This is a genomic window from Pantoea sp. X-Soil-TKNS-1211 (assembly GCF_059730495.1).
Genome location: NZ_AP035957.1, coordinates 173,159 through 186,288, shown reverse-complemented (window position 1 = coordinate 186,288; position 13,130 = coordinate 173,159). Strand labels below are relative to the sequence as shown.

General features: G+C 46.7%; 11 protein-coding genes and 3 pseudogenes. 6 read left to right on the top strand and 8 right to left on the bottom strand.

The genetic code is table 11. The features are described 5' to 3' along the window. Positions 1-16: 16 nt before the first annotated feature. Positions 17-949 carry a LysR family transcriptional regulator gene (locus AC6I8W_RS27490; RefSeq protein ID WP_497839393.1) on the top strand — a complete coding sequence of 311 codons (933 nt, stop codon included), beginning with the start codon at positions 17-19 and terminating at the stop codon, positions 947-949. 77 nt (positions 950-1,026) lie between these two features. Here the strand turns inward: AC6I8W_RS27490 and AC6I8W_RS27485 are convergent, their stop codons facing one another. After that, a complete protein-coding gene (locus tag AC6I8W_RS27485) occupies positions 1,027-1,989 on the bottom strand; it encodes an NAD-dependent epimerase/dehydratase family protein (RefSeq protein WP_497839392.1) in 963 nt (320 codons plus the stop codon). A gap of 112 nt (positions 1,990-2,101) precedes the next feature. Between AC6I8W_RS27485 and AC6I8W_RS27480 the strand changes: the two are divergent. Next, a pseudogene (locus AC6I8W_RS27480) lies at positions 2,102-2,554 on the top strand (integrase core domain-containing protein); the annotation flags it as partial. Between the two features lie 105 nt (positions 2,555-2,659). On the opposite strand, the gene AC6I8W_RS27475 reads toward AC6I8W_RS27480, so the two are convergent. Then, positions 2,660-3,559 (bottom strand): LysR family transcriptional regulator, encoded by a 900-nt coding sequence (locus tag AC6I8W_RS27475; RefSeq protein WP_497839701.1) that lies wholly within the window; start codon positions 3,557-3,559, stop codon positions 2,660-2,662. 141 nt (positions 3,560-3,700) lie between these two features. On the opposite strand from AC6I8W_RS27475, the gene AC6I8W_RS27470 reads away from it, so the two are divergent. Together AC6I8W_RS27470 and AC6I8W_RS27465 are read left to right on the top strand one after the other, a co-directional pair. After that, positions 3,701-4,363, top strand: a complete 663-nt coding sequence (locus AC6I8W_RS27470; RefSeq protein ID WP_497839700.1) for a DsbA family oxidoreductase — start codon at positions 3,701-3,703, stop codon at positions 4,361-4,363. Between the two features lie 264 nt (positions 4,364-4,627). Continuing rightward, positions 4,628-4,852 (top strand): annotated as a pseudogene (locus tag AC6I8W_RS27465) (Rpn/YhgA-type helix-turn-helix domain-containing protein); the annotation flags it as partial. A 260-nt stretch (positions 4,853-5,112) separates the two neighbouring features. On the opposite strand, the gene AC6I8W_RS27460 reads toward AC6I8W_RS27465, so the two are convergent. The 4 genes and pseudogenes from AC6I8W_RS27460 to AC6I8W_RS27445 form a co-directional block, all read right to left on the bottom strand. Then, complete coding sequence (locus tag AC6I8W_RS27460; protein WP_497839699.1) at positions 5,113-5,295, bottom strand: hypothetical protein; 183 nt, start codon at positions 5,293-5,295, stop codon at positions 5,113-5,115. Between the two features lie 312 nt (positions 5,296-5,607). Then, positions 5,608-5,889: pseudogene (locus AC6I8W_RS27455) on the bottom strand (protein RepA); the annotation flags it as partial. 496 nt (positions 5,890-6,385) lie between these two features. Beyond that, positions 6,386-7,306: a LysR family transcriptional regulator gene (locus AC6I8W_RS27450; protein WP_224934919.1), complete on the bottom strand. Its 921-nt coding sequence runs from the start codon at positions 7,304-7,306 to the stop codon at positions 6,386-6,388. 230 nt (positions 7,307-7,536) lie between these two features. Further along, entirely contained in the window at positions 7,537-8,331 is a 795-nt protein-coding gene (locus tag AC6I8W_RS27445) for an SDR family NAD(P)-dependent oxidoreductase (RefSeq protein ID WP_497839698.1), read from the bottom strand. Between the two features lie 319 nt (positions 8,332-8,650). On the opposite strand from AC6I8W_RS27445, the gene AC6I8W_RS27440 reads away from it, so the two are divergent. Further along, entirely contained in the window at positions 8,651-9,394 is a 744-nt protein-coding gene (locus AC6I8W_RS27440; protein WP_497839697.1) for an SDR family oxidoreductase, read from the top strand. Positions 9,395-9,486: 92 nt separating this feature from the next. Here AC6I8W_RS27440 and AC6I8W_RS27435 read toward each other — a convergent pair whose 3' ends face one another. Both AC6I8W_RS27435 and AC6I8W_RS27430 read right to left on the bottom strand, forming a co-directional pair. After that, positions 9,487-10,764, bottom strand: a complete 1,278-nt coding sequence (locus AC6I8W_RS27435) for an NAD(P)-dependent alcohol dehydrogenase (protein ID WP_497839696.1) — start codon at positions 10,762-10,764, stop codon at positions 9,487-9,489. A gap of 406 nt (positions 10,765-11,170) precedes the next feature. Next, the gene (locus tag AC6I8W_RS27430) at positions 11,171-12,076 is read right to left on the bottom strand and encodes an NAD(P)-dependent oxidoreductase (RefSeq protein ID WP_497839716.1); all 906 of its coding nucleotides are present in this window, start codon (positions 12,074-12,076) and stop codon (positions 11,171-11,173) included. Positions 12,077-12,255: 179 nt separating this feature from the next. On the opposite strand from AC6I8W_RS27430, the gene AC6I8W_RS27425 reads away from it, so the two are divergent. Beyond that, positions 12,256-13,089, top strand: a complete 834-nt coding sequence (locus AC6I8W_RS27425) for a sugar phosphate isomerase/epimerase family protein (protein ID WP_497839695.1) — start codon at positions 12,256-12,258, stop codon at positions 13,087-13,089. Positions 13,090-13,130 lie beyond the last annotated feature (41 nt).

Here is a 13,130-nt window from a genome sequence, read left to right as displayed (position 1 = left end):
ATTTTGAGTAGTAGTTATGATTGAAGAATATTACTCAACAATAGTAAGGCGTTTTTTAACGATGACTGATCTGAATGTCTTGAGAATTTTTATCGCAGCGGCTGAGCTTGGAAGTTTTTCTGCAGCAGCAGTCAGACTCAAATTAACGCGTTCAGCTGTAGCGAAAGCCATTGCCAGGCTCGAACAGAGCACAGACACCCGACTTTTCCAGCGAACAACGCGAATCATCGCGCTGACCTATGAAGGTCGCATACTGCTTGAACGGTGCGCTAAAACCATAGAATACCTGGAAGATACTCTTGATGATATGTCCTCAAAGCGAAACGAGCCCAGGGGTATATTACGCATGACGCTTCCTGCCGCTTTTGGCAGAAGTGAGGTCATGCCGGTACTCTCAAAGTATCTTCATCGCTGGCAGAGGGTGGATGCCGAAGTCAGTTTCAGCGATCGTACGATAGATTTTATCGCTGACGGGTTCGACCTTGCCGTACGGTTAGGGGGATACAATATCAATGAAGACCTTGTCTCCAGAGCGATCGCCCGCCAGCGTTTGAGTTTCTGCGCATCGCCATCGTACCTTGAAGAAAAGGGTATACCCAGAACCTTGGCAGAGATACAACAGCACACGGGGATCCACTTTTCACAACACGGTAAACTGCTCCCATGGCAGCTAAGAAACGAAAGGGGGGAGGAGATACAAATGGAAACTTCCAGTAGGGTAAGATTTGACGCAGGTGAAGCGCTGAGGGATGCCGCAGTTGCCGGATTTGGTATTGCGCAGTTGCCCGAGTTTCTGCTCAGACAAGCGGTCGAAGACGGCAGACTTGTCAGGATTTTGGAGGAGTTAGAACCTGAATGGATGCCTGTTTTGGTGCTTTATCCAACAAGAAAGTTTATGTCACCAAAGGTCAGGCTGTTTATTGATAGCCTTATTGAGGCGAAAATATAAAGTCAGTTGGGATTGCGTATAATCCTTTTTACGCAATCTTCATTTACGTTAATTAACTGGTCTATCCACTTAATGATTTAAGGTATTTGACGGGCTTCATATGCCAGACGATATTCATTAATTCCGTCAATGAAAGTAGTTTTTGTTTCTTGCCAACTAACATCCTGACGGATCTTATCTGAACCTACCCATTGCCAGAAATTAGCCAAACCATGAACGGTAGTGATATCAATTTCCTCCGTCGGTACTTCAAATTCGAGTTTAAGACCATAAGATGCAGCAAGAACCTCACCAATCTGTTGCGCGGTTTCGTAATGCTGATTTGAGATGTTGTAGGCTTGTTGAACAATTTTTCTACGGTCTGAATACTCTGCCAGCATGACGTAAGCCTGAGCGCAGTCATCTACATGTAGCGAGTGCATGATGGCATTAGGGTCAGCAATCAATTTCAGTGTTTTATCACTTCGGGATGCAAGTTCAAACAAAGGGCCGTAATGACTGGAAGAGTGACCGTAAACAATGGTGGGGCGAAGTACTACTGCATCATAATGGGCATTCTTTTGCTCGAGCAGGTAAGTACCATATTGTTCGCGAGGCAGCAGCTGTGCGGGAGGATTCATCGGGCTACTTTCTGTGTGAGGGGCGAGACCGTCATCGCCATGTTTTTTATCCATCATTCCATAATCTTTACAGCCACTGGTGAACATGACCAGGGAGCGGACACCTGCAGAGTGGCTTTTTTCTGCAATCTTTTCGATCATGGTTTTGACCTGTTCCAGGTGTCCGATCATGTCGCTCCAGTCTTCGGTATTGGAAATGATTACATCGAACACCACGCCATCTGTTTGTTTCAGAAACGTCAGATCCGCAGGGGAACCAATCACTGGATGTATTTCATTTAAGGCGAGGTCAGGTGCATCTTTTTCATTTCGGATAAGACCATATGTTTTCCAGCCTGCACGGTTAAAAGCCTTGGCGATTGCGTTGCCGATGTAGCCGTTTGCTCCAGTAACAAATGCGGTTCTTTTTGGTGTAGACATGCTGATTCTCACTGTTATTGAGGTTTATGTTCTTCACAACATGATTACAGCACATTCATTGTTGAATGTTTTTCTACAGACTGGTGCCCTGTAGTCATCAGAATAAACTTGCTTGTTTGACGGCCGCCGGCTTCGCCTGCTGACGGTAATCGATCTCTACACGCGCGAATGTCTGGGGATCTGCGTGGGCCAGAACCTGCGGTCCTCAGAAGTGGCTGAGATGCTGAATAACATTGCGCTGAGGCGACCGCTGCCACAGCTCCTGAAAACTGATAATGGTTCTGAATTTGCTGGAAAAATGCTGGATAAATGGGTGTACGAACGTGATATCCGGATTGACTTCTCGCGACCGGGTACGCCCACGGATAACGCCACGGTGGAATCATTCAACGGCAGGCTGCGGCAGGAATGCCTGAACGAGAACTGGTTTATGTCGATGGAGGATGCCCGGTGCAAAATCGAAGCCTGGCGCATACACTATAACCAGAGTCGTCCCCATTCTGCGCTGGGCTGGATGACGCCATCCGAATTTGCCGAAACATCTGCCGGTTGCCAGAATAGGTAGCCAGACCGAAGCCGGTTATTCCAGATTATGACTGGAGCATATTCGGGGGCAGGGTCAAAAAACCGACATTATTAACTGCTCGTTGTATCTAACACTGGGGGCAGGTCAAGCTTCCAGGTTCGCCACTAAATAATCCACAAAGACTTTGACCTTCCTGGTGTTACGTCTGGATGGGTGATAAATGGCATAGATTGCCGAATCTTCTTCGGCGGCATTGACCTCTGCTCGCCAATCGGGGAGCAACTCCACCAGTTTACCTTCAGCGATATCCAGCTTAACCAGCCAGTCCGGCAGCAGCGCAATACCATACCCACTCAGTACTGCTTCACGCAGGATATCGGAGTTATTGCATTTCAGTGTCCCTTGTACGTTAACGCTTTCCTGTTTTTTTCCACTGAAGTACCAACGTGTTTTTCCCGAAGAATACGAGAACAGCAGGCAGTTAAAGCGCGGTAAGTCCTCTGGCAGCATTGGTGTACCGTGCTGCTCCAGAAATGCATGGCTGGCACACACTAGCCGACGCTGTGACAGCAGCTTGCGGGCAATCAGATTCGTTGACTCTACTTTTCCCAGACGAATCGATAGATCGAGGCGCTTTTCGACTAAATCCACTACATCATCAGTGAATGTCAGATCCAAGTTGATAAGTGGATACTGGCGTGAGAACGGAGCCAGCAATGGTGCGATATGCAATCGGGAATAGGAGACGGGAAGGCTGATACGCAGTGTGCCACGCGGTTCCCCACTGTGATCGCGCGCTTCCTGATTGGCCGATTCGAGGTCATTAATTATTCTTACTGCGTGTTCGAAATAGGCCTGTCCTGCCGTTGTCAGCGCGACGCTGCGTGTTGAACGCGTAACCAACTGTGTACCGAGTGATTTTTCTAGTGCATCAATCTGGCGGGTTACGGATGAAGTGGCGACCGATAAATGCCGTCCAGCCGGGGCGAAACCACCTTCTTCAACCACTGTAATGAAAGCCTGTAATGCGGCCAGCATATCCATTCTTTTTGTCTCCCGGTTCGGTGATGGTCTGCTTAATTCTACAGCGACATCGTTGCGATATACGCAACACTGTAAGCCATTTTAACTCTATTATCACCTCTCATGGCCAGTGATAGGATTCTGTCTATAGAGAGGTGAATCATGAAATTAACCATTGAAGTGACATCTGATTTTATCTGCCCATGGTGCCGGATCGCTGAGGCCCGACTTGATGGTGTCCTGAAGGCATTGCCTGATGGCGTTGAGGTTGAGGTGAACTGGCTGCCATTTGAACTGAATCCAGACATGCCGATCGATGGTATGGATCGTGTGACGTATCGTAGTGCGAAATTTGGTAGCTGGGCATATTCACAGCAACTTGATGCTCACACCGAGGAAGCTGCGAATGAAGATGGCCTGACATTCAATTATCCGTCAATGAAACGTGTGCCTAATACGCTAGCCGCTCATCGACTGATGTGGCTGGCAGCTAAAAGCAACCTGCAAGCAATGATGATTGAACGTCTGTTCCACGCTTACTTTCAGGACGGTAAAGACATTGGCGACCATGACGTGCTGGCAGACATCGCCGCTGAAGCAGGCATGAATCGTCTGAAAGTAAGAGCATTTCTGGCAGGCCATGAGGGCGAAGCGGAGGTTATTCAGCAAGAAGAATTAGCCAGACGTAGCAAGATAAACAGCGTACCTGCATTCAATATCGGCGGTGTACGCATTTCTGGCGCCGTTTCGGCAGAAGTACTTCATCAACATATTTATGAGGCCATTAACAGCCAATCCAAATCGGAGGTGAAAGATGCCAGGTGAAACACTGACCAGAAAACGTGCGTTGATTATAGGTGGATCACTCGGCGGATTGTTTGCAGGCAGCATGCTCCAGCAGGCTGGCTGGGACGTGGATATCTTTGAACGCTCGCCAAATGACCGGTCTCAGCGAAGACGAACTGTCTCAGATCCATCACTGATAACCTGTTCATTCTCCCTGCCTGACCTTTTCACGTACCGGACAGGCAGGGGCTGAGTTTTATGACAATGCCCCCTTTCACTTCGCTCTGCCGACTATACTTCTGTCACGGAGAGGCACTGATGACCATCGCACAACAGCTGGAACAGAAGGGTATAGAGAAAGGCATCGCGAAGGGCATTGAGCTCGGCGAGCTACGAGGCCTTGAATAAGGTGAACACATTGGTGCCCTGAAAATCGCACGCACCATGCTGCAGAACGGTCTCGACCTTAACACCGTCATGAAAATGACTGGTCTGAGCGAAGAAGAACTGTCTCAAATTCACCATTAATAAATTTTGGCCCCCCTGTCTGCCCTTTTCACGTACCAGGTCGGCAGGGTTGAGTTTCAACGCGCTTTCCCCTCCTTTTGCCTCTAAACGATTAACTTTCATGACATTCGAATGATTATTCGGCCATCAAGTGCTTAGGGGTTTAACGATAAGCAGTGGTATCAACGCTGGCATCTCCGGATGAAGATGCGCGAAAGATTCACCACCCAAAACAGTTATATACGTCCTGATAATGGTAGGACCACGAAAGGTGGGTAGACCTAAACTAACCAGAAGGTCAGGCCGATGACAACAAGCGCGAAGAGGGCAGTTGACCCCCACGCTATGGATGGCCAGAACGTCACCGCGAGCATCCCGAACCCAATGATCAGCACTGCAGGAATGAGGGTGCTGGCAAAAAAACGCAGCTGGCGACGCAGCCAGGTTTTGAAGTAATTACTCATCTGATTATCCGCATGATGGCGTCAGCGATTTCATCCTCTGACGACGGGAAGAAGTGGAGGTGGGCATTTCTGCTGATGACCGGCTCAATGATGAAATAGAGCATTTCCAGCTTCTCGGCATAGAGTGCAAAGTAAAAGGCGGGGAGCTGTTGTCTAAGCCGCCCGGCAGCGTCTGCCGATTCCTGGACATACCCGTAGTAACTGACAATGGTCACTGACGCTGCTGAAATTTTGGCGAGCTTCGTATCCATCGCGATGGTGGCCCCGAAGCTGTAACCGATGGCTGCAACGATGTCTATGAATCACACACATAATGATGCCGAGCCACGTTTTAAAATCTGTCGACATGCTGAGCTTCGCGCCCTGGATCTTTATGTCCGTGTAACCTTCGCGCTTCGCAACTTCCAGGCTTGAGAGCTCATCTGACGCATCGATCAGAAAGTCACGCTTTCCTTTTTCCTTGGGGGCCACGGGCGTGAAGACGCTCAGACGCAGCAATGCCACCGGCTGAACGGTTTTGTTGCTGTTCGGCTCCAGTAGATAAACTGTTTCTGAATCCTTTTTTACGATGGCAAAAGGATTGTTTATGTCTATGACTTTGTTGTCGTTTCCCACTTATCCACACCCACAGGTCAGAAAGATCGCATTGTCATGAAAGTGGATACCCATCTCATGAAAGTAGAGACCTTATTCATGAAAGTAGATATCCAAAGTGCTGTTTTTTGCTTTGAGATCATTAAGATAGGAGGCTGGTGATCTCTATATGATCTTCTAATGATCTTGAAAGAATTGATCTATCCAGTGGATATGTTGATAACGTCAGTTGACTGCCGCGCCTGACGGCTTGCCCAACGCTTCCCGACCACACAGTAAACTGTATGGCCGCTCACCGTTATCATACCGAGTGTTTGGAATGACAATTTATAATGGCTTGTGTATCTCTTTGGGCTGAAGGAGGGACTGATGCATGATGCAGCTTCGGTCATCTGGGTTAAACCCAGCCAGTAAACAGAAAATACTGGCTGAGTATGGCGTATAAATTCTGATCGCCCACATAAGCGTTTTGGTTGACGCTTCCTTTAACCAAAAGTTATGAATTGGTCTCATCTTTGAGCATGTCGATAAGCTCTCTGAGGCCCTGAGGTATTTGCCTGTGACCAGGATAGTACAGATGCATTGCAGGTTCGATCGGAGCCCAGTCGGATAATACTTCGACAAGTTCCCCGCGTTTGATGTAATCGCTAACCCTGTCTTCAAGGCAATAAGTGATTCCCACATCGCCGAGGGCCAATTCTACACCCATTGTCGTTTCATTTACGCACGTCTGCCCTGGCACTTCAATTGCCCGGTATTCATCGCCTTTTCTGAACTCCCACCTGTAAATCGTTCCGGACCCCATACGGATCTGAATGCACGAGTGAGAACGTAGATCTTCAGGGACGACAGGTTTCTGCCGACGAAACAGATAACGGGGTGATGCAACGGCAACCCATCGCAAGTCATGGCCAAGTTTTACTGCCACGAAATCTTCAGGAACTGTACCGCCGAAACGTATACCAGCATCGAATCCTCCAGATACGATATCTACCATCTTATCATCGACTGCTATCTCAATTTCCACTTCAGGATAGGCCTGTAAAAATCGTGGAAGATGCTTAGCGAGGATGAGACGGGCGCCATCGCAGAGAGCATTCACTCGAAGTCGCCCTACGGGTCGGTCTCGAAAATTGTTTATCTCATCGAGTGCATCGCCAATTTCTTTGAAACCAATTTCAAGACGCGAAGCGAGAGAAGCACCTGCATCAGTAGGCGCGACTGTTCTGCTGGTCCGGTTCAGAAGGCGAACGCCGAGGCGAGCTTCAAGATTACGAACTGAATGACTCAGGGCTGAAGTCGTTATACCCAGTTCGACAGCAGCCTGGGTAAAGCTTCGTAGCCGTTCAACGGCTCTGAATGCGTTAAGGTCGGCAAGATCGCGGCGGGAAAGTTTAGCGATTGGTCTTACAGGCATGAGCCATATTCCATCGTTGAATTTTTTTAAATGGCCCTTGCATTAATATTCAATTATTACAAGGCCCGTGAGAGCTATTTTTAATTAAATTCAACAATGGTGTCATTAACTGTTTTTCAAAATTGAGATAAGAGCATCCACAGAAGACAGGATGACTCCCAATGAAGGCTGTACGGTAGAGAGGAGAGAAAGGAAAAGGGGCAACAACATGGCGTTGTTACCCGGATGACTTACTGGCCAGCGGAGTCCGGTTCAGAGATTAAACGATGTCGCTGTGCTTTCTGAGACTCACTTTGGATACGGTTAAGGATATCACCCTCATGCTCAGCATCATCACTCCCGTACACGTATTCATGGCCGCTCATGAGGGCATACCATGCGCGTTCTGCAACCTCTTCAGGTGTCGTTGGCTGGCTTGCTCCTACTTTGGTATTGGCCTGGCCTGCGTTATTAAAGAAGTTCGTTTGCGTTGCTCCAGGCATGAGTAATGTCATATTGAGACCTTGTCCTTTCAACTCATTTCTGATGGCCCAGAAGAATGAGTTAACAAATGCCTTTGAAGCACCGTAGATGGCTTCAAAGGGGATAGGCGATGTACCTGATACTGATGAGGTCATCAGAACATGACCCCCACCGTTTTTTATCAGCTCGGGAAGGAAGACTTTTGAGAGGTGGACGTAGGAGTCAATATTAAGACGAATCAAATTGAGCTCTTTGCTAAGCTCAGTTCCGCCGATAAATCTACCACCAAGGCCCTGGCCTGCATTTATGACCATTGCATTAATTGATAAGCCTTCGCTGTCAATCCTTTTTTTTAGTGATTCAATATCATCATAGTTGCTGAGATCAGCAGGATAGGAGAATATTTCAGTGCCTGATTTCCGTAACTCTTCGCAGGCTTTATTTAACTTCTCTTCTCCACGAGAAACAGCAATTATGTTATGGCCATTTTTAGCGAAAATTTTCGCCAGTTCGTATCCAATTCCGTTCGAAGCCCCGGTAATCAATGCAGTTTTTCTGTTCATAATTATCCTCATCTGAATTTAAAAATCCAATTTAAGGCTAGCATTGATTTTATGTTTTGTTTTCCGATTCGTATTTCGGGTTAATCCAAAATACATCATCCAGAGTAAAAGGTATTTAAAATCAATGGCTTGCTATTGATGATATTTATTCAATGGTTCATTTATAAAATAGCACATCAAATGTATCTTCATGAAAAACAATGAGAAATTAAATTAATTTGTTATTTCATCGTAAGGTTTTAAATTGCTTACTGTGACTGGGTGGTTAAATTAAACTATATTGACTTGTGATGAAATTCATTCAAATAAAGGAAGTTTAATGTCAATTACAAGTGAAACAGTTACTGTCATTACAGGTGCGTCATCAGGTATTGGTTCCGCTTCAGCAATTCGAATTGCTAAGCATGGTGGTACAGTTATTTTAGCTGCCAGGAATGAAGAAAAGTTAAAATCTATTGTTAATCAGATCAAGGATAGTGGTGGATATGCTGATTATAAAGTTACGGATGTAACCGACATTGAGAGCCTGAAATCACTCGGGCAATATGTTCTGGAAAAGTATGGAAGAATTGACCATCTGGTTAATAATGCCGGGTTGATGCTGTTTTCCAACTGGAAGGATGTGGCACTGGATGACTGGAAGAAAATGATCGATACCAACATCCATGGTTATCTGAATGCTCTGGCTGTGTTCTTACCTGTATTAGTTAAGCAAAAACATGGTCACATCCTTAACATGAGTTCGGTTGCAGGTATCCATACCGGTGACGCAAGCGGGGTTTATAGCGCAACAAAATTCTTCATCAGGGGGCTCACAGAAAGCCTGAGAAGAGAGATTGGGGTAGGTGAGGGCATTCAGGTATCGATGATAAGCCCTGGTGTCATTAACACTGGTTGGGCGGATAAGGTTGAAAATAATGAAGGAAAGGGTATTGCGAAAAAGCTCAATGAAATTGCAATCTCTCCTGAAGAGGTTGCCGATGCAGTAGCTTATGCACTGGATAAGCCTCAGAACTTAACGATAAATGATATTGTCATCCATCCTACATTGCAGGGGTGGTGAGTGTTAAAAGAGCCCGGGTCCGGGCTCTTTTTCATGGTATAAACTCTAAAAAAAGCGTCATTACATCATGTCAGACACTCAAACCGTTCAAATCATATCTGCTTTAAATCCATCACATAGCGATATCTGGCTTTTTTAGCGACAACATCCGACCACGTCTGATTAATATCTGAAGGCTTTATAAGCCTGTAGTCAGGTTTGATACCGTGAAGGTTACAGTAATCAATCACTTCCTGAGTTTCACGTATGCCACCAATTGTCGATCCTGCAAAACTGTAGCGCCGCAATACCGTTGTAAACGGTGATAACTGATTCGGCTCAGAGACCTTGCCGATGCCAACGAGGCAAAGTGTTGCATCGCGTTTCATCGTGTTCATGATCGGATCAAGTTCATGCTGGTAAGGAACAGTGTCCAGCACAAAGTCAAAGTGTCGGTTTAACTTTTTTAATTTTTCTGCATCGTAGTTTACAACCACGCCATGGGCACCAAAACGGCGGGCATCGTCTGCTTTATCCGGAGACGTAGTAAATACCACCACTTCAGCCCCCATTGATTTGGCGAGCTTCACTGCAAGGTGTCCTAACCCTCCCATACCTACAATTGCCACTTTTGAATCTTTTCTTACCTGCCAGTGGCGAAGCGGAGAGTAAACGGTAACTGCAGCACACATAACTGGTCCAGCAGCAGCAAGGTCATAGTCTTTTGGAATTTTTATAACAAAATCTTTATTTACTACAGCTGCTGTGGAATACCCCCCTTGAGTAACACCGGTGGGTTCTACACTTTCAGGTACAGGGCTTCCGTAGGTCATTGTTGGTCCTACCTGACAGTATTGTTCCATTCCCGCTCTGCAGTCGCTGCAAACTCCACATGAATTCACCATGCATCCGACACCGACGTGATCGCCTACTTCAAATTCGCTAACTCCGCTTCCTAGCGCGACAACAACACCTGCCAGTTCATGACCGGTAACCAGTGGGAATTTCATCGGGCCCCAGTCACCGTGGCCGGTATGAATATCGGAATGGCAGACCCCGCAATAATGTATGTCAATCACAACATCATTTGGTCCGACCGCACGACGACGAAAATCGAAGATGCTCAGCTTCCCGCCAGCTGTTCGTACTGCATACCCTTTAACCGGAAAAGGTTGGGTATAGAGAGAAAGTGGTGCGCCTGCGCGAACTGGGGCAGGTGCTGCATTAGCCGAACCGGAACTTAATGTCGTGACAGCCGCCGCCCCCAAAACAGTTAACGCGCTTGAGCCTGCTGCGTATTGAAGGAATTTCCTTCTGTCAACTCCTGACATATTTTCAGTGGTATTTGAAGACTCTTCAACGTTAACCTTTTCATTTTTCTTTTCACTCATTGTGACTATTCCTCAGGATAATGAAATTAAGAAGTGAGGGAAGTGCAATATATTGATGTTTTTTTATTTTTGCAGGGATATAAAAATAACATGTATAGTTAAACGTTGTCTTGTGACCTTATATCTATGGAGAGTGTATTTTTTCTCAACAATAAAGTGCGTCGCTGGTTTAAAATATAAGCAGGGTGAGGGGGGGGGGAATATACTCTTTTCAAAAGCAATAAGAACCGTCAGTGAGGTTTGTGGGATGACGCTAAAGGGGGGCTGGGGGAAGAAAAGAGGTCATTTTCATTCGTTCATATGATAAATGCTTGTTCATATGGTGTGTTGCGTGGAAACGTTATGAGGTTCATTTTTGGCAGTGATTTAACCAGGGGTAATAGCCCCCTGGCATTGTTGAGCTTCCTTACAGGAAAGTTTTAATCACGCTACTGTCATCTTCTTTGGCCTGACCACGTGATGCAGCAAGATCAAACCGTTCGCGAGCAGCGTTTAAAAGTGGTGTGGCTGCACCAACATTTTCTGCCGCGGATGCGACAAGCCCTGAATCTTTTACAAAGATCCCGATTGTACTCAGCACGTCGGCACCTTCGCCCTGGAGCATTCTGGGTCCTCGATCATTCAACATCCATGAACCTGCAGCACCATGTCGGATCAGTTCAAAGACTTCTTCAGGATTCAGGCCGAGGTGTTTAGCGAGTGCGAGGGCTTCAGCTGCGGCCACAAGATGTACCGACGCGAGATGCTGATTGACGACCTTAACCGACTGACCGTTTCCAACAAGGCTTCCTACGTTGCGGATATTTCCCAGATTAGCTAGCAATATCTGAGCTTGTTCAACATCGGTAATTGCTCCCGAGGCGAAGACGGTGAGCTTACCTGCAACAGCGCCGGAGACGCCTCCAGTAACAGGTGCATCAACAACCCGCGCACCGAGTTCTGCTAGCTTCACTGCAGCCTGATGAACTGAGTCAGGCCCTACAGTTGACATTATGATCCAGAGAGAAGATGCGATTTTGTTGCGATTGGATTCAAGAGTCGCTTCTGCCACCAGGTCATCCAGTTGTGCAGGCGTTGCAACCATGACAACAACCACGTCATTTGGGGGAGACTCAGTATAGGTCTCTACCATCGATAACCCGGCTTCACGGCCACGAACACGTGCGGCCTCAAACGGATCGACACCGGTTACGGAGTGGCCGGCCTCTGAAAGACGTTGTGCCATTGGAAGTCCAATCGCGCCGGTACCTACAAAAGTTAGGGTAGACATGCAATGCTCCTGACCAAAGAATTTTAAATAACTTTTTGTTATGTGTGTTCTATCACATGTATAAGCTGAGTCAAGATCAAATGATTAGCCATTGTTCATTTGTGATGGCACTCATAATTTCTGCAAATCAGAACGAAGTTTGGGTTAAACCAATTGACAGTTTTTTCCAATGGGCGTTAGTTAATTAAAGAAATAAAAATACTCAGATGGAGGAACCATTAATGTTGAATTTAACTAATAAACTAATCCCTCAACAACTGTCCTGTTCAACAGTGTGTTTCAGAGACAGGAGTTTAGCGGATGCGTTAAAAACGATTGAGGAAATGGGTTTTCAAAGTGTCGATCTGGCCGCACTTGCAGGATTGTGTGAACATATTCCACCACAGGCTGAAACACATAAATTAACAGCGGCATCTATCGTTTTAAAAAATTCAACGCTGCGTTTTACCAGTATAAACGCTGATACAGGATCTTTTAATTCTGATATTGATAACAATATGATTTACCAGCGTGTAACTAAGCTTTCTAGATTTGCATCTGAGCACCAGATCCCCCTTATTGTTCTGACCAGCGGCGAGAAAGAACAGCCTGAGGATGATGTAGTTACCCAGATCCGTCGTGTGGCAGAGGGGCTGGCTCGGTGTTATGAGCTTGGCGCAGCTTATGGCGTCGAGATTGCTGTTGAAGCACCGCATTTCTTCCGTCTTGTTAATACCCCTGAGCGCGTGAATTTACTCGATAAGCTCTTGGATCCTCGCGTGAAATTCATTTTTGACACTTCACACATCCGCGCTCCCGGACAAAATGTAAGTCTCTCCTATCAGTCGTTCGCAAAGCGAACTCGCCTGATTCATTTAAGAGATGCGGTAGATGGTGATATCCGACGGGTCATTGGCGATGGGGATATTAACTTCCGTGACTTCTTTGAAACGGCAGCTTCCTTAGGCTACCACGGAGACTACGTACTGGAGCTGGAAACCCACAACAGTCCATTTGCCACGAAGGATGAAGAAGTTTCAGACGCCGTGCGACGTCTGTCTCCGCTGCTCGCATAACAAGCCTTTCCTGCCCGTACCCTACGACTACGAGATAACAA

What these genes read in the sequence shown, in the direction of transcription:
- AC6I8W_RS27445 (WP_497839698.1), bottom strand. Translation starts at nt 8,331, where the DNA reads ATGAACAGAAAAACTGCATTGATTACCGGGGCTTCGAACGGAATTGGA.
- AC6I8W_RS27485 (WP_497839392.1), bottom strand. Translation starts at nt 1,989, where the DNA reads ATGTCTACACCAAAAAGAACCGCATTTGTTACTGGAGCAAACGGCTAC.
- AC6I8W_RS27425 (WP_497839695.1), top strand. Translation starts at nt 12,256, where the DNA reads ATGTTGAATTTAACTAATAAACTAATCCCTCAACAACTGTCCTGTTCA.
- AC6I8W_RS27460 (WP_497839699.1), bottom strand. Translation starts at nt 5,295, where the DNA reads ATGAGTAATTACTTCAAAACCTGGCTGCGTCGCCAGCTGCGTTTTTTT.
- AC6I8W_RS27450 (WP_224934919.1), bottom strand. Translation starts at nt 7,306, where the DNA reads ATGCCTGTAAGACCAATCGCTAAACTTTCCCGCCGCGATCTTGCCGAC.
- AC6I8W_RS27435 (WP_497839696.1), bottom strand. Translation starts at nt 10,764, where the DNA reads ATGAGTGAAAAGAAAAATGAAAAGGTTAACGTTGAAGAGTCTTCAAAT.
- AC6I8W_RS27490 (WP_497839393.1), top strand. Translation starts at nt 17, where the DNA reads ATGATTGAAGAATATTACTCAACAATAGTAAGGCGTTTTTTAACGATG.
- AC6I8W_RS27475 (WP_497839701.1), bottom strand. Translation starts at nt 3,559, where the DNA reads ATGGATATGCTGGCCGCATTACAGGCTTTCATTACAGTGGTTGAAGAA.
- AC6I8W_RS27470 (WP_497839700.1), top strand. Translation starts at nt 3,701, where the DNA reads ATGAAATTAACCATTGAAGTGACATCTGATTTTATCTGCCCATGGTGC.
- AC6I8W_RS27440 (WP_497839697.1), top strand. Translation starts at nt 8,651, where the DNA reads ATGTCAATTACAAGTGAAACAGTTACTGTCATTACAGGTGCGTCATCA.